Source organism: Devosia pacifica (genome assembly GCF_014652635.1).
Classification (GTDB): domain Bacteria; phylum Pseudomonadota; class Alphaproteobacteria; order Rhizobiales; family Devosiaceae; genus Devosia; species Devosia pacifica.
In genome coordinates, this window is record NZ_BMZE01000003.1 from 127,411 (window position 1) to 146,786 (window position 19,376).

General features: G+C 59.5%; 17 protein-coding genes and 2 tRNA genes. 12 read left to right on the plus strand and 7 right to left on the minus strand.

Translation table 11 applies throughout. The features are described from left to right. Positions 1–69 precede the first annotated feature (69 nt). Genes IE127_RS13420 through IE127_RS13430 form a run of 3 tightly spaced genes read left to right on the plus strand, consistent with a single transcriptional unit; the run spans position 70 to position 2,964 of the window. A complete protein-coding gene (locus tag IE127_RS13420) occupies positions 70–2,346 on the plus strand; it encodes a heavy metal translocating P-type ATPase (RefSeq protein WP_189426240.1) in 2,277 nt (758 codons plus the stop codon). Continuing rightward, the gene (gene cueR / locus IE127_RS13425; RefSeq protein ID WP_189426241.1) at positions 2,343–2,762 is read left to right on the plus strand and encodes a Cu(I)-responsive transcriptional regulator; all 420 of its coding nucleotides are present in this window, start codon (positions 2,343–2,345) and stop codon (positions 2,760–2,762) included. Before IE127_RS13420 ends, cueR begins: the two co-directional genes overlap by 4 nt. Then, complete coding sequence (locus IE127_RS13430; RefSeq protein WP_244640191.1) at positions 2,755–2,964, plus strand: heavy-metal-associated domain-containing protein; 210 nt, start codon at positions 2,755–2,757, stop codon at positions 2,962–2,964. Before cueR ends, IE127_RS13430 begins: the two co-directional genes overlap by 8 nt. Here IE127_RS13430 and IE127_RS13435 read toward each other — a convergent pair. Further along, positions 2,918–3,871: an MBL fold metallo-hydrolase gene (locus IE127_RS13435; RefSeq protein ID WP_189426242.1), complete on the minus strand. Its 954-nt coding sequence runs from the start codon at positions 3,869–3,871 to the stop codon at positions 2,918–2,920. The two genes, IE127_RS13430 and IE127_RS13435, sit on opposite strands and share 47 nt — an antisense overlap. A 64-nt stretch (positions 3,872–3,935) precedes the next feature. Between IE127_RS13435 and IE127_RS13440 the strand changes: the two genes are divergently transcribed. The 7 genes from IE127_RS13440 to IE127_RS13470 all read left to right on the plus strand — a co-directional run bounded on the left by IE127_RS13440 (position 3,936) and on the right by IE127_RS13470 (position 11,020). Next, positions 3,936–4,550 carry a biotin transporter BioY gene (locus IE127_RS13440; RefSeq protein WP_189426243.1) on the plus strand — a complete coding sequence of 205 codons (615 nt, stop codon included), beginning with the start codon at positions 3,936–3,938 and terminating at the stop codon, positions 4,548–4,550. Positions 4,551–5,138: 588 nt separating this feature from the next. Further along, the gene (locus IE127_RS13445; RefSeq protein ID WP_189426244.1) at positions 5,139–5,864 is read left to right on the plus strand and encodes a LuxR family transcriptional regulator; all 726 of its coding nucleotides are present in this window, start codon (positions 5,139–5,141) and stop codon (positions 5,862–5,864) included. A gap of 167 nt (positions 5,865–6,031) precedes the next feature. Further along, the gene (locus tag IE127_RS13450) at positions 6,032–6,697 is read left to right on the plus strand and encodes a response regulator transcription factor (RefSeq protein ID WP_189426245.1); all 666 of its coding nucleotides are present in this window, start codon (positions 6,032–6,034) and stop codon (positions 6,695–6,697) included. Between the two features lie 270 nt (positions 6,698–6,967). Beyond that, positions 6,968–8,251 (plus strand): hypothetical protein, encoded by a 1,284-nt coding sequence (locus IE127_RS13455; RefSeq protein WP_189426246.1) that lies wholly within the window; start codon positions 6,968–6,970, stop codon positions 8,249–8,251. A gap of 361 nt (positions 8,252–8,612) precedes the next feature. Continuing rightward, entirely contained in the window at positions 8,613–8,819 is a 207-nt protein-coding gene (locus IE127_RS13460; RefSeq protein ID WP_189426247.1) for a DUF4287 domain-containing protein, read from the plus strand. Between the two features lie 238 nt (positions 8,820–9,057). Next, a complete protein-coding gene (locus IE127_RS13465; protein WP_189426248.1) occupies positions 9,058–10,062 on the plus strand; it encodes a TerC family protein in 1,005 nt (334 codons plus the stop codon). A gap of 196 nt (positions 10,063–10,258) precedes the next feature. Next, positions 10,259–11,020: an NYN domain-containing protein gene (locus tag IE127_RS13470; protein WP_189426249.1), complete on the plus strand. Its 762-nt coding sequence runs from the start codon at positions 10,259–10,261 to the stop codon at positions 11,018–11,020. Positions 11,021–11,070: 50 nt separating this feature from the next. Here the strand turns inward: IE127_RS13470 and IE127_RS13475 are convergent. After that, positions 11,071–11,147, minus strand: a tRNA-Pro gene (locus IE127_RS13475). A gap of 142 nt (positions 11,148–11,289) precedes the next feature. Between IE127_RS13475 and IE127_RS13480 the strand changes: the two genes are divergently transcribed. Then, positions 11,290–11,364, plus strand: a tRNA-Gln gene (locus IE127_RS13480). 243 nt (positions 11,365–11,607) lie between these two features. Here the strand turns inward: IE127_RS13480 and IE127_RS13485 are convergent. Genes IE127_RS13485 through IE127_RS13505 form a run of 5 tightly spaced genes read right to left on the minus strand, consistent with a single transcriptional unit; the run spans position 11,608 to position 17,619 of the window. Beyond that, positions 11,608–12,441, minus strand: coding sequence for a sulfite exporter TauE/SafE family protein (locus IE127_RS13485; RefSeq protein ID WP_189426250.1), 834 nt, complete (start codon positions 12,439–12,441; stop codon positions 11,608–11,610). A gap of 8 nt (positions 12,442–12,449) precedes the next feature. Continuing rightward, the gene (locus tag IE127_RS13490; protein WP_189426251.1) at positions 12,450–14,072 is read right to left on the minus strand and encodes an ABC transporter ATP-binding protein; all 1,623 of its coding nucleotides are present in this window, start codon (positions 14,070–14,072) and stop codon (positions 12,450–12,452) included. 1 nt (position 14,073) lies between these two features. Beyond that, a complete protein-coding gene (ggt, locus tag IE127_RS13495; RefSeq protein ID WP_189426252.1) occupies positions 14,074–15,663 on the minus strand; it encodes a gamma-glutamyltransferase in 1,590 nt (529 codons plus the stop codon). Further along, positions 15,656–16,414, minus strand: a complete 759-nt coding sequence (gene nagB / locus IE127_RS13500; RefSeq protein ID WP_210310509.1) for a glucosamine-6-phosphate deaminase — start codon at positions 16,412–16,414, stop codon at positions 15,656–15,658. The genes ggt and nagB overlap by 8 nt, the downstream gene beginning before the upstream one ends. Continuing rightward, a complete protein-coding gene (locus tag IE127_RS13505; RefSeq protein ID WP_189426253.1) occupies positions 16,411–17,619 on the minus strand; it encodes an ROK family transcriptional regulator in 1,209 nt (402 codons plus the stop codon). Before IE127_RS13505 ends, nagB begins: the two co-directional genes overlap by 4 nt. A 217-nt stretch (positions 17,620–17,836) precedes the next feature. Here IE127_RS13505 and IE127_RS13510 point away from each other — a divergent pair, with 217 nt between their 5' ends. Next, complete coding sequence (locus tag IE127_RS13510; RefSeq protein ID WP_189426254.1) at positions 17,837–19,336, plus strand: ABC transporter substrate-binding protein; 1,500 nt, start codon at positions 17,837–17,839, stop codon at positions 19,334–19,336. Positions 19,337–19,376: the final 40 nt, after the last annotated feature.

Consider the following 19,376-nt stretch of genomic DNA (forward strand, 5'->3'; position numbering starts at 1 on the left):
AAGGCGACAACAAGGGCTTGACCTTCCAATCATGGGAAGCCCTATATGGTGATGCGAAAGGGAAATCGAATGACCCAGATCGCAGCAACAACAAACACAATCGTCCTTAGCGTCAGCGGCATGAGCTGCGCCTCGTGCGTGGGTCGGGTCGAACGCGCCTTGAACGCCGTTCCAGGCGTGACTGAAGCGAACGTCAACCTCGCGACGCAGCGCGCCACCGTACACGCCTCTTCCGGTGCAGCTGATGACGAGGCCCTCGTCGCAGCGGTTGGCAAGGCCGGTTATGAAGCTGAGGTTCAAAGGGACGATCACAGCAGTGCTGAGACCACTCATGGGCACCATGATGAAGACGCTGCCGAACTGAAACGCGATGTCATCATCGCGACGGCGTTGACGCTGCCGCTCTTCATTCTCGAGATGGGGAGCCATCTGATCCCGGGAATGCACCACGCCCTTATTGGGATGGTTCCGCAGCAATCGCTGCACATACTCTACTTCATCCTTGCCAGCATCGTCCTGTTCTGGCCCGGGCTGCGGTTTTTCAGGATCGGCGTGCCGGCGCTATTTCGTGGCGCCCCGGAAATGAATACTCTGGTGGCGCTTGGCGCTGGCGCCGCATGGGCATTCTCGAGCGTCGTCACGTTCGCTCCGCAACTCGTGCCCGAGGCATCACGCTTCGTCTATTTCGAGGCGGCGGCGGTGATCGTCACTTTGGTGCTTGTCGGTCGCTGGCTCGAAGCACGCGCCAAGGGACGCGCAAATACCGCAATCGAAAAGCTGGCCGACCGTCAGGCCAAATCGGCCCGGGTGCTGCGTAACGGTCAAACCGAGGAAATCGCAATTGCCGACATCCGAATCGGCGACCTGATCATCGTGCGGCCCGGTGAGCGCATCGCTGTCGATGGCACTGTGCGCGAAGGCACGGCGCACGTCGATGAATCGATGATCAGCGGTGAGCCTTTGCCCGTCTCCCGCTCGGCAGGCGAGCCAGTCATCGGCGGCACGATCGCGACCGATGGCACGCTCACCATCGCAGCCGAAAAGGTCGGGCGCAACACCATGCTGTCGCAGATCATCCGCATGGTTGAAGACGCACAGGGCGCCAAGCTCCCCATCCAGTCGCTGGTCGACAAAATCACCTTCTACTTCGTGCCGGCCGTTATGGCGCTGGCCGCAGCCACATTTCTTGTCTGGTGGCTGCTGCTTCCCGAAAGCACCGTTGCGGATGCGCTGGTCCACGCCGTTGCGGTCTTGATCATCGCCTGCCCCTGCGCGATGGGCCTCGCGACCCCGATGTCGATCATGGTCGGCACCGGACGCGCTGCCGAACTGGGTGTACTGTTCCGGCGTGGCGATGCGCTGGAACGGCTGCGGAGCACCGATCTCGTCGTATTCGACAAGACCGGCACGCTGACCCTGGGCCGGCCTGTGCTCGACCAGATCATCGTTGTCGACCCCGTTGGCGAGGACGAAATCCTCGCAGTGGTGGCCGCCGCCGAGTCCCGCTCCGAGCACCCGCTGGCTGCAGCAATCGTTACGGGAGCGGAGAAGCGCGGGCTGAACATGCCGGCACTCGAGCAGTTCACCGCAGTAGCAGGCCTGGGTGTGAACGCTACGATCAATGGCCGCTCGGTTGTGGTCGGCTCGCCGCGTTTTCTGCAGCAGAGCGGCATCACGCTCGATGCATTGACAGAAAAAGCCGAGGCAGCGCGTCAGCCCGGTGCCTCGATTGTCTACGCGGCGATTGAAGGGCGCCCGGTCGCAGCGCTGCTTGTCGCCGATACCATCAAGCCGGAAAGTCGCACCGCTATCGAAGCGCTGAGGCAGCGCGGCATTGAAGTGGCGATGATAACAGGAGATTCCGCACAGACTGCCAAGGCCATCGCTGGCGAGCTCGGCATTGAGACCGTCGAGGCAGAAGTGATGCCAGGCGACAAGGCAGCAGCCATCAAAAGGCTGCGCGACCGGCACCGCACCATCAGCTTTGTCGGCGACGGCATCAATGATGCCCCTGCGCTGGCCGAAGCCGATATCGGCATAGCCATGGGTACGGGCACGGATGTCGCCATCGATAGCGCCGATCTGGTGCTTGTCGGCGGCGATCCGCGGCTCGTGGGCACGGCGATCGATCTGAGCCAAAAGACGCTGCGCAATATCGGTCAGAACCTGGTCTGGGCCTTCGGATATAACGTCCTGCTCATTCCGGTCGCAGCCGGCGTATTCTACCCGTTCACCGGCCTCACGCTCTCCCCCATGCTCGGGGCGCTGGCCATGGCGTTTTCGAGCGTCTTTGTTGTTGGCAACGCGCTGCGTCTGCGCGGTCACAATGGAAAGGTGACGCCATGAACATTGGTGAAGCCGCGGCCGCTTCCGGTGTGACGGCCAAGATGATCCGCTATTATGAGAGCATCGGCCTGCTGCCCGAAGCGAAGCGGAGCGAGAACAATTATCGCGTCTATGACGCGCGGGACGTTCACACGTTGCGGTTTATCAAGCGGGCGCGCAGCCTCGGTTTCTCAATGGAAGAAACCACGAAGCTGCTGCAACTCTGGCAAAATCGCGCACGCACCAGCGCAGAGGTAAAGCAGGTGGCTCTCGCGCATATCGAAGATCTCGAGACGAGGATCGAAAATCTTCAGGCGATGGCGAACACCCTGCGCCATCTCGCCAGTTGTTGTAGCGGGAACGAAAGGCCGGACTGTCCGATTCTGGATGATCTGGCCGGTAAAACCCGCAAGGAAATGGAGTCCCAGAATGAATGAGATGCACGTTTTCGATGTCCCCGACATGAGCTGCGCGCACTGTGTCGCCACCATCCGCGATGCGCTCGGCAGCGCCCTCCCCGGCGCCATGCAGGACATCAATCTCGAAGCGCACCGTGTTTCGATTGCGGGAGATGCCGAACGCGCAGAGACAGCTATTCGCGAGGCTGGCTATACGCCTCGTCGGATTGACCCGGCTTGAGAGAAAGTTCGTCGCCCCTTCGAGTGGTGAAAATCAGTCCCTCCTCACCCAGATATTCGGCATGCGCGGTGACGATCATCCGCGCTGCCCTCGCGAGGTCGCCATCGAGGTCGGGATAGAGCCCTCGAACGACGGCATCTATGCTGTCAGCGCCCGCCGCAACGGCATTGATCACCTGCCTGTTTCGGTCCAGCCGGTGGGCCAGCAAGGCGCGGGCATGAACCGGACCGTCCGCAATCGCGCCGCCATGCGCCGGCAGATAGTACCGATAGTCCATTGAAATCAGCCGCTGCAACGATGCGAGATAGTCGCGCATCGACCCATCCGGCACGGCAACCAGCGTTGAATTCCAACCCATGACGTGATCGCCGGAAAACAGTATGTCCGTTCTTTCGAGGCCAAGGCAGATGTGGTTGTGACAGTGCCCCGGCGTCGCAATGGCGCGCAGCGCCGTATCTTCATCTATGACAAAGCGCTCGTCGTCCTGTAGCTGCCGATCCGGCACGAGATCGACATCGGCGGCGTCTTCCAGCACATCGGTTTCGGCAGGTTGAAGCGGCCTCGACAGCTTATGCCGCCCGCCAAACCACAGCGGCGCGCCAACGGCCTCGGCGATGACTCTGGCCAGTGCCGAATGGTCGCGGTGCGTGTGGGTGACGATAACAGCGGTGACGGTCCGGCCGGCCACTGCTGATATCAATGCATCGCGATGCTGCGGCAAATCGGGCCCTGGATCGATTATCGCCACCCGCTCTTTCCCCACCAGAAAGCTGTTGGTCCCGGTAAAGGTGAAAGGGCCGGAATTGCCAGCGGTAATTCGCGTGATCAGTGGATGCAGCTCCACCGGCTGCTCGTGCGGCGGGGCAAAGTCCCGATCGAATGATGGCTGGGAAGGTGCAGCGGACATTGCGCCCCATCGGGTGACGGACTAGAAGGTGATATTCGGTTTTTCCTGAGATGGAAGGTACAAAATGGCGGTGACCTTGACCACGCCCAACACGCTTCTCGGCGCTCTTCAACCCAAGGGCGCGACAGCCAAACTTGCGTCCTCTATCGGCACCGTTGTGCTCGGCACCCTGCTTCTCACCTTGGCAGCCAAGGTGAATGTACCCGTTTGGCCGGTTCCGGTGACCCTGCAGTCCTTCGCCGTAGCCGCACTTGCGGCGGCCTTTGGCTGGCGCATCGGCGTCGCAACAGTCGCGCTCTACATCTTTGAAGGTGCGATGGGTCTTCCGGTCTTCGCCACCGGGGGTGGCGTGGCTTACCTTCTCGGACCGACCAGCGGCTTCATTCTCTCATGGCTATTGATGGCAGCGATCATCGGTCGTGCCGCTGATGCTGGCGCTTCGCAGCGTCCGCTGGCCCTGTTCGGCGCAATGCTCGCCGGCTCCGCGGTCAACTTCGCATTCGGTTTTGCCTGGCTGCTGGCGCTTAGTGGGCAAGCAGGCTGGATCGACCAGAGCGCGCCGCTCCTGTCCGCCTATCGTGGCGCGGTCGAGCCGTTCGTCATCTGGGATGTTCTGAAGATGGCGCTTGCCGCGCTCACAGTCACCGGCGGCTGGCAGCTTCTGCGTCGCTTCCGCTGATCATCTGAGACTGTCCAAAAACAAAAAGGAGCCGGGAAACCGGCTCCTTTTTCTTTTACGAGACTGATAAGCGTCTGCTCGCTATCGCGGATCGGCTGCCACGGTAAGCGCTGCGAGGATCGCGGTGGCGAAAATAATCATTGCTGCGGTCATGTCGTATCTCCATCATTGCTGCATCAACGAGCAAGCTGGCGCATGGTTCGCTATAAATCGCGATAAGTGATTGGTAACCACGACTGCATCGCGCTGGAACCACCAAAGAGGCGCGCCGTTGGCCCTAAGCTATTGGAGGGCCTCAAAATGTCACTGGCCAAAGCTCTTTCCCGCTTCAAAAGCGGCTTCACGGCACTCTCGCCAGTCCGCGCATCCAAGACAAACACATCCACTTTCGAGTTTGTAAGGCCCGGCGAAAAGCGCACCCCACTACGCTCGCTAGCCGATAGGTCTCTGCCTTCGCGCGACACATTCAGTACGAAACCGAGCGCTCCTCAAAGACGATCGTGAACATAAAATCGCAATGGTGTATCCATCCGTCATGCGATCTGTAGTATTGGTCTGAACAGAGTTGATGCATCCTAAGAGGCCCCGGTGGATGAATTAGTCGACGCCACCATCCAATTTATCGAGCGCTGCGAGCGGCACGTAGATCAGGAGAGCCTGTCCAAAGAATTCTTAGAGACAATAAAGTTATTTAATTTCAAGTACTTTCTCATGGGGCGGCTCCCATCTCTTGGCGAGGAGATCGACTCTCATGTCCTGGCCGTTCAGTGGCCCCAGCAGTGGATGACCCGCTACACGAAAGAGCGCTATTTCTGGTCTGACCCAGTCAGTACTTTTGCTTATAAAACGAATCGCCCGTTTACGTGGGCCGAGGCGCGCAGAGCCGAACCGCGGACACGCATTGCGCAAAAGATAGCATCTGAAGCACGCGCATTCGGACTGCGTGACGGGCTGGTGGTTCCGGTTAGCGACGCAGGCTCACTCAGTGCTGCCGTATCTCTTGCGAGCGAGCGTCCGGTGCGGCTGGACGCAGCTCATCGAACGGCACTGCAGCTGATCTGCTATAGCGGCGAGGCGAAAATGGCCGATCTGCATGATCGTGACCAACTTGCCGTTCGGCACCTCTCTCAGCGTGAGCGCGAAGTACTGCGGTGGATCGCCAATGGGAAAACCCATTGGGAGACAAGCGTTATTCTTGATGTCACCGAGGATACGGTAAAAGCACATGCAATGAGTGCCCGAAAAAAACTGGGGGCCAGCACTACCCCACAAGCTGTTGCCCGTGCGCTTAGTACACGTCAGCTGGTGCTATAGCTTTATAACGTTCACATAATTGAAAATGCTGAACAAAATTAACTTCCATTGTGAGATACATTACACTTTCCGGTAATATCGCTCGATTGACCTTTTCTGCCTAATGGATGCGCGCGCGTTTGCAGCTGCAAGGCCGTTGTGTTTATCAGGTCGAAAGAACTAGCGTTATGCCGGAGGAGACACGCTCACAAACAGATGCGGTTGTTCGTGCAAGACTGAATGCTCGCTTCATGGTTCATCTGATACGCCTTGGTGACGAGAGTACGGGTTTTGCCGAGGATATCCTGCGAAGTGAAGGCTACCAGGTTGCGTCAACCGCAGGGTTTCAGGAACTTCATCAGGCCCCGGCTGCCGTCATCGTGTGGGTCTCTGCCTCCCAGCATCTCGAGATTATCAAGCAGGTTAAACAGGTCTATGACGCTGCGGTCGTTTTCGCCGCCGTCGCAGCGAATAATGCTGAATTGGCTGTACAGACCATGCATCGCGGCGCGCAGGATGTCTTCACACTGCCGCTTCGTGTCGACAGACTCGTGGCCGGCGTGCGTGAGATCTCTCATCGAAATCTCGATCTGAAGGGTTACCGGGACGGCGAGAGTTTCATCCGGGTGCAAGGTTATTTTGGCCTGACGCCGCGTGAGAAGATCGTTCTCGAATATCTGCTGAACGGCTACACCAACAAGACCTGCTCAAACGCACTCAACATTTCCCCTCGAACAGTAGAGATGCATCGTGCCCAGATCATGAAAAAGCTGGGGGCAAAAAACCCGTTCGATTTGGCAAGGATCTTACTCAAGAGCGGCGTTGACCCATGCTCTGATATCCTAAGCACCTGACTTTGCGTTGGTTTCCAGAAACTGTCATTCGTCAGTGACGTCTTTTTATGAATGTTGATCACCGTGAATGGAAAAATTGCAAAGGAGTGCATTTACTCGGCTTCAACGAGTCTCGGACAGGCTTGCAGTAAAGGAAGGCAGGTTTCTGGCACGACAAGTGACCTTTAACGAACACTACACCATTACTTCTGATCACAAGCTAATTTCTACATCCCACTGGCAGGATGTGCGTTCGGCAAGAGTCTCGGGAAATATGGAGCTGGTCTTCAATTGTCCAATATACTTGAAAATATTAAGAAGATGCTGGTCGGTGAAGGGCCTCAGGTCCCTGCGAACGAAACCACCCAGAAATCAAGCCGTCAGCGGCAAGAGTTCGAGCGCTCCCTCGCTTCGAAGGCGCGTGCTGTCGTCAGCGAGTTTCAGATAAAGGGGCTGGAAGAGGCGGCGCAGTCAGATGGAGAAACACTCCAGAGGGCCTCCGCAGTTGCCGAGTCAGTCATGCGCGAAGGACTCTCGGATGGTGATTTGCTGACGCGGGCGGGTTCAGCGCGCTTTCTGGTAACGCATGAAAGCGATAATACCGAGGAAACCAGGGGCCGTTCATCCTCGCTTGCATCGACCATTTCTGCGCGCGTGAACGAAGACGTGCCCGAGGCAGGCGGTAAAATCCGTGTAGAGCCGTTTGTTGCGGAAGTGGAAACCGCGGATCTCAGCGCCGATAATTGCGGTTCGCTTACCGAAGCCCTGCGGCGCAAGCTTCAGTCCATGCGCAAGGAATCCGAGAATGCGGTCAAGCGCCAAAGGCGGCTGATGTATTCCGAGTTCCAGATGTATTTCTCTCCCATCTGGCATTTTGCCTCGAAGATCACGCACCTCAACCGGTGCAACTACACCGGTAGCTTCAGGCAAAAAATGCTGACCGACGAGGATTCCCTTATCGAGGATAGCGAGCTTCGGCAGACGCGCGGCGAACTGGACTTGATCGTTCTGACGCGGTCAGTAGAGGCGCTGCACACGCAGAGGAAGTCGGCGCAAGGCGCTCGTCTGCTGGTGCCGGTCTCGCTGACGACGCTGCTTGATGACCCTGAAAGCTATGTGCAGTTGCTCGAGACGATCCCGCCGCAATACCGCGATTTCGTGTGTCTTGAAATCTGTTCAGTCCCGCAGCTGATCGCGGCCGACTCCGTTTTCGCGCTTTGCGATCGCCTGATCCCGCATGTTTTCGGCGTGGTGCTGTCGCTGCGTCCAAACAGTCCGCTTATCGCATCTCTTGAAAGAGAGAAGGTGTGGGGGGTCTCCCTCGATCTGGCAGATTATGATCAGCGGGAAGCAGAAGCGTTCAAGGATGTCAGGCTAATGGTTCAAAGCGCGCGAGCGCTGGGCCTTGAGGTCTTCGGGCACAATGCCAACTCGATCCGCTTGGGACTGCTCGCAGAAAAACTCGGCTTCACCTATGTCGATGGTCCAGCCGTCCATCTGGCAGCGCCCGAGCCGCGTCCGCCACTGAAGCTGCGCCCGCTGGCAAACTACAAGGAAAGTGCGCTGTCGGCTTAGCGTGCTGCAATAGAAATGCGGGGCGGCACACGCCACCCCGCAGGGCCTCAAGACGGGCTAGTCGTCTACTTCTTCGACCTCGTCCATCTCGGGCGCTTCATCGCATGCAGCCAATGTGCCAGCCACACCCAGGCTCAAGAGCACAATCATGATCAGCTTCTTCACGGCATCCTCCTCGTGTTGATTGACGCAGATCCCAAGGATCTGCGTACGACAGCAAGAAGTCGAAACCGTCTGATCCGGTTCCGAAAGCATGCTGAGCCGGCAGCAAAGGCTCAACCTCTGCTGTGGCGATCAGAATTGCTGCTCGCCGTTTGCCGGCATAAAGTCGAGCCTCACGCCGATGTCTAGAGAGATCACTATGGACCAACCTGTGAAAGGCCCTGCCTCCTACTTCCCATCCATCGAGCGCAAATACGGCCGACCAATCGCCGAGTGGCAGGAGCTTATCCGCGTGCATATGCCGGCGAAACACATGGAACTGGTAAACATGCTCAAGTCCGAGCACCAGGTGGGACACGGCCATGCCAATGCTTTGGTCGCGTCGGTCTTGGCTTCGAAGAAATAAGTTCTCGCCAGCCTGGCTTCACAAAGGCGCCATGGTTATTGTTGTCATGCGTCTTGAAAATACGACGCCCCTTCCCAGATCAAATGCGTGACCGGGCCCCTCTGGCGCCGATGCCATCAGCATCGACGTGATGTCGGTTCACAGCAAGGACCTCAGGGTTCGTGTCCGACGCCCGGTACCCGCGTGCGATACGCAGCCTGCGATCCTTGTGTTTGTGAAAACTTGCAAGGTGCGCGCTATGGAATTCCTGCTGACACTGTTTCTTGGCCAGCCACTGTGGATGTGGCTTGGTTTTCTTGCGCTCGTCGTGGCGCTTCTGGCGTTCGACCTCGGTGTGCTGCATCGCGATGGGCGCGCCATCGAGGTTCGCGAGAGCCTCATGCTCTCAGCCTTCTACATCGTCATGGGCGTCGCCTTCGGCGCCTTCGTCTGGTTCCAGCTCGGCGCGCAATCGGGCGTCGAATATCTGACGGGTTTCGTCGTTGAGAAGAGTCTCGCGATGGACAATGTTTTTGTCATCGCCATGATCTTCTCGTATTTCGCCATTCCGCGAGAATACCAACACCGCGTGCTGTTCTGGGGCATTCTTGGGGTCATCGTATTGCGCGCTATCATGATAGGGTTTGGCGCCGCCCTCGTTTCGAACTACGGTTGGGTTCTCTACATTTTCGCAGCCTTCCTGGTCTTTACAGGCATCAGGATGCTGTGGGTCGTCGAAGGCGAACAGGACATTGGCAGCAACCGGCTGTTGAAATGGGTGCGTAGCCACGTGCCTGTTAGCGATCGGCTCTCGGGCAATCGTTTCTTTGTTCACGAAAAAGACGAGACCACCGGCAAGATGCGTCGCCTCGCGACGCCCCTGTTTCTGGCCCTCGTGATGATCGAGATCGCCGACGTGATCTTTGCGGTCGACAGCGTGCCGGCAATCTTTGCGATCACCACGGATCCGTTTATCGTCTACACATCGAACATCTTCGCGATCCTAGGGCTTCGCGCGCTCTATTTTGCGCTGGCAGCCGTGCTGCATCGCTTCGCCTATCTCAAGCAGGCGCTCGCGATCCTTCTGGTCTTCATCGGATCGAAAATCTTCATCGCGGACCTCTTGGGTTGGCAGAAGTTTCCTGCCGAATGGTCGCTCGGCATAACCTTTGCCATTCTCGCGGCTGGTGTGGGCTACTCGCTGTGGCGCACACGTGGCGATGGCGAGCCTGCCAAGGAGGCGCCGTCCGCCCCAGATCGCTAACCCGCGCTCTCGCCCTCTCGCCCATTGGCGGCGGCGAAACTGCAGGCCCCGGCCTTTCCTCGGCCGGGGTCGACCCATACAGACGCACCCGGATGAGGCTTTGTCCATACTGGCTTAGTCATATCGAGCGATCGCCGTTGACGCTCATCACGTGCCCGCAGACGATCTCGACAATGCCAGCAGCCCAGGATCGCTTATGGACAAATCAGTACCGTCGCGGCCGGCGCGCCTGGCCGTCCTGATCGACGCTGACAACGCTTCTGCAAAGATCGTTGATGGCCTGTTCGAAGAGATTGCCAAGCTGGGCGAGGCGAGCGTTCGCAGAATCTATGACGACTTTTCGGGAACGCGCTTGCAGGGCTGGGCCAGTGTTCTTGCCAAGCACGCCATTCTCCCCCAGCAGCAGTTTGCCTATACCACCGGCAAAAATGCCTCCGATATTTCGCTTGTGATCGACGCGATGGATCTCTTGCACAGCGCTCGCTTCGAGGGGTTCTGTCTCGTCTCGTCGGACAGTGATTTTACGCGGCTGGCTGCACGTATCCGCGAACAGGGGGTCGACGTTTTCGGGTTCGGTAACCAGAAAACGCCCGAGAGCTTCCGTCAAGCCTGCCGACGTTTCATCTACACTGAAAACCTTCTGCCAGACGCCCATGCAAGCAAGTCGCTCAATACGTCTCGCCCTCTAAAATCGCCAATGGAAGCGGAACGCCTCATCAGAAGGGCGATCTGCGAGATGGACAGCGAGGCAGACTGGGTGAGCCTTTCGCACCTTGGCAGCAGGGTCGCCGCTCTCTCATCGGATTTTGATCCGCGCACATACGGACACAAGAAGCTGAGCGATCTCGTCACATCCATCAAATCGTTTGAGGTCAAACGCGAGAACGGCGGCGTCGCTCTCGCCCGGCTCAGGCCCACTCCAAAAAGGCAAACTGGCGCCCCGCGCCCAGCTTGTTGAGGCCACACCGGCACAAAAAACCCCGGCCTTCGGAAAGGCCGGGGTTTAATTGGTCGGAGTAGAGTGATTCGAACACTCGACCCCCTGCTCCCGAAGCAGGTGCGCTACCAGGCTGCGCTATACTCCGCCACAGCGAGGCATTCGGGACCCACAGACGTGGTCGCCTCGTAGGCGCTATATATCCACCTATACTGACGGGTTCAAGCGGGTTGAGACAGCTTTTCAGCCTGTTGCGAACAGTCGTGAAACCATGTAGGAACCGCCGAAGTTGGGGCGTCGCCAAGTGGTAAGGCACCGGTTTTTGGTACCGGCATTCCCAGGTTCGAATCCTGGCGCCCCAGCCAGTTTTTCGTCAAAGCATTGATTCCCAACTGAACGCTTAGGCTGCCTGAGCAGCCGAAACCCCGGTGGTCACATCATTGGGGCACACAGGTGAGTCACAGGCGAGGCCAATAGCGGCGTTTGCCGTCAGCTCCTCAAGTCGGCACCTCCCAACTTCCACCGCCACCAGCGCCCGTCGGCTCTCGGCGTCTTCGCCCGGCCATGGGAAAAGTCCACATGATCGTCTGCCGGCAGAACGCAACTTTTTATAGGTGCTGCCAGATGTCGATGAACATGCGCGCTGAGGTCAGGAACAGGAACGCGGCGAAGGCGTAGCTGAGCACCTTGCGCGGGATGTTGTGCGCCATCTTGGCGCCCAGGGGGGCGATCAGCATGGTCAGTGGCGCCAGTGCCACGAGTGCGATCAGGTTCACATAGCCGACAGAACTCGCCGGCAGACCATTGGCACCCCAGCCCGCAATGGCATAACCGATGGTGCCGGGAATGGCGATGATGAAGCCGATGGCGGCGGCGGTGCCGACGGCGCGGCGAATATCGAAGCCGAAAGCAGTGAGGATCGGGACGCTCAGGGTTCCGCCACCAATGCCCATCATCGATGAGATCAATCCGACGAAGAAGCCGGAGACGGCCTTGACGATGCCGTTGGGGAATCCGTCGGTCAGCGCCACGCTGTTGGCGCGCAGCAGCATGTTGAGCGCGACAAGCAGCGCCACCACGGCGAAGACCGTTGTCAGCACCATGCCGCTGACCAGCCCTGCCGTGACCGTACCTGCGATCACGCCGATAAAGATCGGAATTCCCCAGGATTTGAGAAGCGAGAAGTCCACCGCACCGCGACTGTAATGGCTGCGGGCCGACGACAACGATGTGAACACGATGCTGGCAAGGGACGTAGCGACGGCAATCTTCATGCGGATCTCGTCACCAACGCCCATCCCGTCGAGAACAAAATAGAGAATTGGCACGATAACGATGCCGCCACCGACGCCGAGAAGGCCGGCAACGAAACCGCCCACGATGCCAGCGAAGACCATCGCCGCAATCCAGATCGAATAGTCCATCAGCATGTCGGCAGACATGGCGTCTCCTAGTGTTCGCGTCCGGCGCCGGGAATGGCGGCCAGCAGGGTTCGGGTATACTCGTGCTGCGGGTTGACGAAAATATCGCGCACCGGGCCGATTTCGACGATTTCGCCATAGCGCATCACGGCCATCCGGTCGGCCACCTGCGCGGCCACGTGCAGGTCGTGGGTGATGAACAGCATGGCAAGATTTAGCCGCGTCTTGAGGTCTTCGAGAAGTTCGAGAACCTGCGCCTGTACTGTCACATCGAGCGCCGAAACGGCCTCATCGGCGACCAGCACATCGGGTTCGAGCGCCAGGGCACGCGCAATGCCGATACGCTGGCGCTGGCCACCCGAAAACTCATGCGGCAGGCGGTCGACGGCACGCGGGTCGAGCCCGACCAGTTCGAGCAATTCGCGGGCTTTGGCGAGCGCCGCATCGCGGGAAACGCCGCGCGCCATCGGTCCGTCGGCAATGCTGAGCCCGACCTTGCGGCGTGGATTGAGCGAGGCGAACGGATCCTGAAACACCATCTGGATGTGGCTGCGCCGATCGCGCAATTGCTCGCCGCGCATGGCGGAAAAATCCTCGCCGGCGAGTTCGATCGTGCCGGAATCCGGCACATCAATATGCGTGACGAGCCGCGCAACGGTGGATTTTCCAGACCCGGACTCGCCGACAAGCGCCAGTGTTTCGCCGCGACGGATATCAAAACTGACAGACTTTACCGCATGCACCGTGCGCTGTTTTCCAAACATGCCGGCTTTCGAGCGGTAGGATTTGTTCAAGTCCTTGACCCGCAAGGCCATGTCGGCATCCGGATTTGTCGGCTTTTCATTCGGCGTGCCCTTGGGCACCGCCGCCAACAATGCCTTGGTGTATGGGTGCTGCGGGTTGGCCAGCACCTCCTCGGCCGTGCCCTGTTCGACAACGATACCTTTTTCGAGGACCAACACACTGTCGGCGATATCGGCGACGACGCCGAAGTCATGAGTGATGAAAATCACCGCCATGCCGCGTCGGCGCTGGATGTCGCGCATCAGCTTGAGGATTTGCGCCTGGGTGGTCACATCGAGCGCCGTGGTCGGCTCATCGGCAATCAACAGCGCCGGCTCGAGCGCCAGGGCCATGGCGATCATGGCGCGCTGCCGTTGGCCACCCGACAACTGGTGCGGGTAGGCCTTTATGGTGCGCTCCGGGTCGGGCAACTGCACCTCTTTGGCCAGCGCCAGGGCCTTGTCGCGGCGTTCGGTTGTCGTCAGCAACCCATGCGCCTCGAACACTTCCATGATCTGGTCTTCAATCCGCATGGCCGGATTCAAAGCCGTCATCGGCTCCTGAAAAATCATGCCGATGCGGCGTCCGCGAAGCGTCCTGAGCCGTGCTCTGTCGAGCTTGATCAGATCGTCGCCATCGAACAGCGCTTCGCCACGCTCAATACGGATTGCCTTGGGCAACAAGCCCATCATCGTTTGTGCGCAAAGCGATTTGCCAGATCCGGATTCGCCGACAATGCAGAGGATCTCAGCCTGCTTCAGCTCGAAACTCAGATCGGCGAGTGCATACTCGCGGTCCGCCCCATCGGGCAGGCGTAGCGCCAGGTGCCTGACGGATACGGCGGTGTCTGTTTGGGTGTGCGTTTGCATATCAATATCCCAGCGCGATGCCGTCCTTGCGATGGTCTGAGGCGCCCCACAGAACGCCCCGCTCATAGTCGATCATGATTGCCTGACAGCCACCGATCGGCTCATCGACAATACGCGTCGCATGTCCACGCGCGTTGAGATCCTGTCGCACAGCATCGGAAATCGTCGGCTCGAGGCCGAGTTCTCCATCTACGAAGAAGCTGCGCGGCTGATCCGATGCCGCCTGAATATCAAGGCCCCGATCAAACACCTGGCTCATCATGTGCGCGTGGCCGGTGGCCTGATACTGCCCACCCATAACCCCGAGTGTCATCAATGGCCGTCCGGCCTCGCTGACGATCGCCGGGATAATGGTGTGGAACGGGCGCTTGTTCGGTGCGAGGCTGTTTGGATGATCGGCCTTCAATGAGAAGCCGGCACCGCGATTTTGCAGCAGCACACCGGCGTTCGGAGCATAGATGCCGCTACCGAAGGCGAAGAACAGCGAATTGATCAGTGAGATGGCGTTGCCATCGCGATCGACCACCGTGAGATAAACGGTATCGCGGTGCACCGGCAGGTCCCAGGCTTCCGGCCCTGTTGCCGTATCGAGCGAAATCAGTTCGCGCAGGCGATTGATGTGCTGATCGGAGAGGATATCCTCGACGCTCGCCGTCATGGTTTCCGGATCCGAAATCAGCGCATCGCGCTGCCGGTAGCCGGCCTTGGTCGCCTCAGCGAGCAAGTGAATGCGGTCCGCCTCGGTATAGCGGTCGCCGGCAAGATCGAAGCCTTCGAGAATGCGGGTAATGATCAGCGCCGCAAGGCCCTGTCCGTTGGGCGGGCATTCGTTGAGCGTCTTGCCGCGATACGCCGCACCGATCGGATCGGTGAAAAACCCGGCATGGCCTGCCAGGTCACTGTCGGTGTGCACACCGCCGTGCGATTTGAGCGCTGCAACAATGTCGGCTGCGACTTCACCTTCGTAGAACGCTGAGCGCCCCTCGGCACCGATCCGCCGCAGCGTTGCCGCGAGTTTTGGATTGGTCAGCCGTTCGCCGATTTTTGGTGCACGGCCTTTGGGCAGGAACTGGCGTTTGGCAGCGTCATCGCCTTCGAGCCGGAACGCGTAACGGGCCCAATCGAGGGCAACGCGCGGGGTGATGACGAACCCCTCTTCCGCTGCCTTGATCGCAGGCGCCAGCACCTGATCGAGGCCGAGCGTGCCGTGTGTCTCGCTGAGTTGGCACCAGGCATCGACTGCGCCCGGGATCGTCACTGCGTCAACAGCAAGGTCCGGGATTGAGGACCAGCCCTTGGCCCGTAGCGCCTCGGCATCTATCCCGGCTGGCGAGCGTCCGGAGCCATTGAAGGCGGTCAGCGGCTTGCCGGCCGGTGCGTAAAGCGCAAAGCAGTCGCCGCCGATGCCGGTCATATGCGGATCGATGACGCATTGCAGCGCCACTCCGGCGATTGCAGCATCGACGGCGTTGCCGCCGGCGCGCAGGATATCGACAGCGGTCAGGGTAGCCAGCGGATGCGATGTTGCAGCCATGCCGTTTTCAGCGAGTGCCACGGACTTGCCGGGCACCATGAAGTCTCGTTCAGCCATGTCGGGTCTCCGCTTGGGCGGGATGCGGCAACCGCCGAGCGGCGTCGCGATCGCAAATTATGGTGACGTCTGAGTGGGTTCTGAGGAACGAGGCCGGATTATGCGTGCCCACCTCGCCGTTGACTGCCGCGAACACAGCATCGGCCTTGGCGGCGCCGGTCGCAAGCAGGACAATTTGTCTTGCCTCCAAAATCGTCGCAATCCCCATGGTGATGGCATGATCCGGGACCGGCGTGCCGGCAGGAAAGTCCGCTGCGTTGGCGTCCTGCGTTTGCCTGGCGAGTTCCACCACACGGGTGCGCGTTGCCGCATCCGAACCTGGTTCGTTGAACCCGATATGCCCATTGCGGCCGATCCCCAGCAGCTGAAGATCGATACCGCCTGCTTCAGCAATCGCACGCTCGTAGGATTTGGCTGCATCAGTGGCATTTCCATCGGGCAAATGGGCCTGGTCACGCCTGATGTCGACCGCATCGAAGAGATGCTCGTTCATGTAGTGCGCAAAACTCGCAGGATGGTTGGGGGCCAATCCGCAATACTCGTCGAGGTTGAAACTTGCGACCTGCGAAAAGGAAATCCGGCTCTCGGCATAGGCCGCGACCAGTGCGCGATAAACGCCGATCATGGAGCGACCGGTTGCAAGGCCCAACACCGAAGCGGGCTTTGCCAGGATCGAGGCTTCGATCAGCGCGGCTGCGGCGCGTTCAGCAGCATCGGTGTTTTCAGCAATAATAATCTTTGGACTGTTCAAGATTTTACCTCGACCGGTTTGGCGTGCGGCATCGGCAGATCGATCTCGGGGGTGCGAAACAGGCTTTCACGCAGATGATCGAGACTGCTGGCAATCGTGCCGTATAGCCCGGCGCGGCTGCCCAATTCGCTCACCGTACAATGTGGCGGGCTTGGCATGCACAATGGCAGGAGCCGCTCGATGCGTTCCAGAAGTTCTGGGCGGGCACCGATGCTGCCGCCGAGGATAACCCGCTCCGGATCGACCACCGCCGACACGGCAAGAACCGCCTCTGCCATGGTGCGGGCCACCGCGTCGAGCGTTGCCGATGCGATCGTATCGCCGCTTGCAATCCGATCAATGATTTCGCGCACGGTCAGCCCGGCCTCGCCTCCAGCTCCTTCATAGCGCTCGCGGATCGCGACCGAGCCAGCCGCGGTTTCCAACGCGCCTGCGCGGAAGGTGCGCCCGTCATAGGGATCGGCACCAATCGGCAATGTCGAAATCTCGCCGGCGGCGCCGTGTGCGCCGCTGAGCACCCGCCGCTCATTGATGATGCCCATGCCGATACCAGTGCCTATGGCGATGAAGACGAAATTGTCGACATTGCGCCCCTCGCCCATCCACTGCTCGCCCTTGGCCGCCATGTTGACGTCATTGCCGACATGGATATCGAAATTCACCTGCGTTGCCAGTGTATCGGCAAATCTCGTGCCCTCGAGACCGGCGATGTTGGGCACCATGAACAGACGTTGCGAGCGTGTATTGAAGGCACCAGGGATGCCGATCGTACCAACGAGAAGACGCTCTACCGCCACGTTGGCGCGCTCGGCCAGCTGTCGGCTCATCCGCGCCAGTTGCGCAATGACGTGTTCTCCGCCGCGCGCATCTGTCGGCTCAATCATCTCGGTGAGAATGATGCCGTGCATGTCGGCGATGGCGGCCTGCACCTTCGTGCCGCCGACATCCGCGCCAAACACCAGCGCCCGCTCGGCGCAGATCTCGTAGGTTGCGGCGCTGCGTCCGACAGTCCCCTGAGTCCGGCCACTCTCGCGGACCCAGCCATCGCCCTCAAGCTCGCGAAACACTTCCGACATCGTCTGTTTCGACAATCCGGTTAGCCGCGCAAGTTCTGCCCTACTCAGCGCCCCACGCTCCAGAAGCACGCGCATGACGGCACGCTGGGTCAGCTGTCGGGTCGTTGCGATCGCGGAGAGTGCATTCATACGTAGGCGGCCTTATTAGTCTACCTTGCGAACAAATGAGCGAAGAAAATGACGCGCGTCAAGCTTTGCGCCCTGAAAAACCAGCGAAGAACTGCTCATTCCCGCGATGTTTGCATTTTAATTCGTTCGCCAACTTTACAAATGGAAGGCGTTGTGTTTCGGTTCTAGTCAGGCGGAGAGTGAGCGCGTGGGGCGCTCCAGCCAGATTGGGGAACCAATGAACGCTTCGAAAAAGCTCATGGTGGCGGCAAGCCTACTTGCGCTCACCATGTCGGCTGCAAGCGCGCAAAGCCTGCGCGTCGGCCTTCAAGACGATCCGGATACACTCGATCCGGCAACAGGTGGCACCTATACCGGACGTATCGTGTTTGACGCGCTTTGCGACAAACTCGTCGATATCGATGCCAATCTCGAGATTGTTCCGCAGCTCGCGACCGAGTGGTCTTGGAACGACGACAATACCGAACTGACGATGTCGCTGCGCGATGACGTCACATTCCACGATGGCACGCCGTTCAATGCCGAGGCCGTCGCCTTCAATATCGAGCGCATGCAAACGCTTGAGGACTCGCGCCGCAGCAGTGAGCTGTCGCCGATCGCGAGCGCCGAAGTGGTTGACGAATACACCGTCATCCTGAAGCTCGACGCACCGTTTGCGCCGCTTCTGTCGGTGCTGTCTGACCGCGCCGGTATGATGGTCTCTCCTGAGGCTGCACAAGGCGAAGGCGAGTTCTCCGCAGCACCTGTCTGCTCGGGCCCGTACCAGTTCGTTGACCGCAGCGCGCGTGACTCAATCACGCTCGAAAAGTACGACGGTTACTGGAATGCCGACGAAATCGGTTACGAGGAGATCGAATACCAGATCATCCCGGACTCGACGGTGCGTCTGTCGCGCCTTCAGGCCGGCGACCTCGACGTTGCAGAACGCGTCGCGCCGACCGACCTCGAGACTGTTCGCAATGATGCCGACCTCGAATTGCACACCGCACCCGGCCTGGCCGTGTCGCACCTGTTCGTCAATGTCGGTGAAGATGGCGGCATTCTTGCCGATAGCCCGCAATTGCGCGAAGCGCTTGAGCTGTCGATCGACCGCAATGCCATCAACCAGGTGGCGTTCAACGGCGAATTCACTGCCGACAATCAGATGATCCCGCCGTCCAGCATCTATTACAGCTCCGAGCATCCAATGCCTGAGCGCGATGCCGAGGCCGCACGGGCATTGATCGAAGAGTCCGGCGAGACCAATCCGGCAATCGAGATCACCTACGAAAACTCGCTGACGGACGGGCGCGTCGCGCAGATCCTGCAGCAGATGATCCAGGAAGCCGGCTTCACCGTCGAGCTGCTGCCGCTAGAGACATCTTCGGCCATCGAGCGCTATCTCGCCGGTAATTTCGAGCTGTATATCGGCAACTGGAGCGGTCGTGCGGATCCGGATCCGACGCTTTACACCTTCTTTGGTTCGGACGGCAGCCAGAACCTCAATGGATATGTTTCCGAAGAACTGGACGAAGTGCTGATTGCAGCGCGTCAGGAACTCGACACCGAGGCACGCCAGGCGCTTTATACCGAAGCGGCTGAAATCTACCTGACGGATCGCCCGACGATTCCGCTGTATCACCCGACCTGGTTCTACGGAGCCCGCGCCGAGGTCGAGGGAATCGACATCTATCCCGACGGCATCCTGCGCGTAACCGGCGTCAAGCCGGCAGAATAAATCTGATCCGGGGCCCGGCCTGCCGGGCCCCGAATTCCCG

What these genes read in the sequence shown, in the direction of transcription:
- IE127_RS13420 (WP_189426240.1), top strand. Translation starts at nt 70, where the DNA reads ATGACCCAGATCGCAGCAACAACAAACACAATCGTCCTTAGCGTCAGC.
- cueR (WP_189426241.1), top strand. Translation starts at nt 2,343, where the DNA reads ATGAACATTGGTGAAGCCGCGGCCGCTTCCGGTGTGACGGCCAAGATG.
- IE127_RS13430 (WP_244640191.1), top strand. Translation starts at nt 2,755, where the DNA reads ATGAATGAGATGCACGTTTTCGATGTCCCCGACATGAGCTGCGCGCAC.
- IE127_RS13435 (WP_189426242.1), bottom strand. Translation starts at nt 3,871, where the DNA reads ATGTCCGCTGCACCTTCCCAGCCATCATTCGATCGGGACTTTGCCCCG.
- IE127_RS13440 (WP_189426243.1), top strand. Translation starts at nt 3,936, where the DNA reads ATGGCGGTGACCTTGACCACGCCCAACACGCTTCTCGGCGCTCTTCAA.
- IE127_RS13450 (WP_189426245.1), top strand. Translation starts at nt 6,032, where the DNA reads ATGCCGGAGGAGACACGCTCACAAACAGATGCGGTTGTTCGTGCAAGA.
- IE127_RS13460 (WP_189426247.1), top strand. Translation starts at nt 8,613, where the DNA reads ATGGACCAACCTGTGAAAGGCCCTGCCTCCTACTTCCCATCCATCGAG.
- IE127_RS13465 (WP_189426248.1), top strand. Translation starts at nt 9,058, where the DNA reads ATGGAATTCCTGCTGACACTGTTTCTTGGCCAGCCACTGTGGATGTGG.
- IE127_RS13470 (WP_189426249.1), top strand. Translation starts at nt 10,259, where the DNA reads ATGGACAAATCAGTACCGTCGCGGCCGGCGCGCCTGGCCGTCCTGATC.
- IE127_RS13485 (WP_189426250.1), bottom strand. Translation starts at nt 12,441, where the DNA reads ATGTCTGCCGACATGCTGATGGACTATTCGATCTGGATTGCGGCGATG.
- IE127_RS13490 (WP_189426251.1), bottom strand. Translation starts at nt 14,072, where the DNA reads ATGCAAACGCACACCCAAACAGACACCGCCGTATCCGTCAGGCACCTG.
- ggt (WP_189426252.1), bottom strand. Translation starts at nt 15,663, where the DNA reads ATGGCTGAACGAGACTTCATGGTGCCCGGCAAGTCCGTGGCACTCGCT.
- IE127_RS13505 (WP_189426253.1), bottom strand. Translation starts at nt 17,619, where the DNA reads ATGAATGCACTCTCCGCGATCGCAACGACCCGACAGCTGACCCAGCGT.
- IE127_RS13510 (WP_189426254.1), top strand. Translation starts at nt 17,837, where the DNA reads ATGAACGCTTCGAAAAAGCTCATGGTGGCGGCAAGCCTACTTGCGCTC.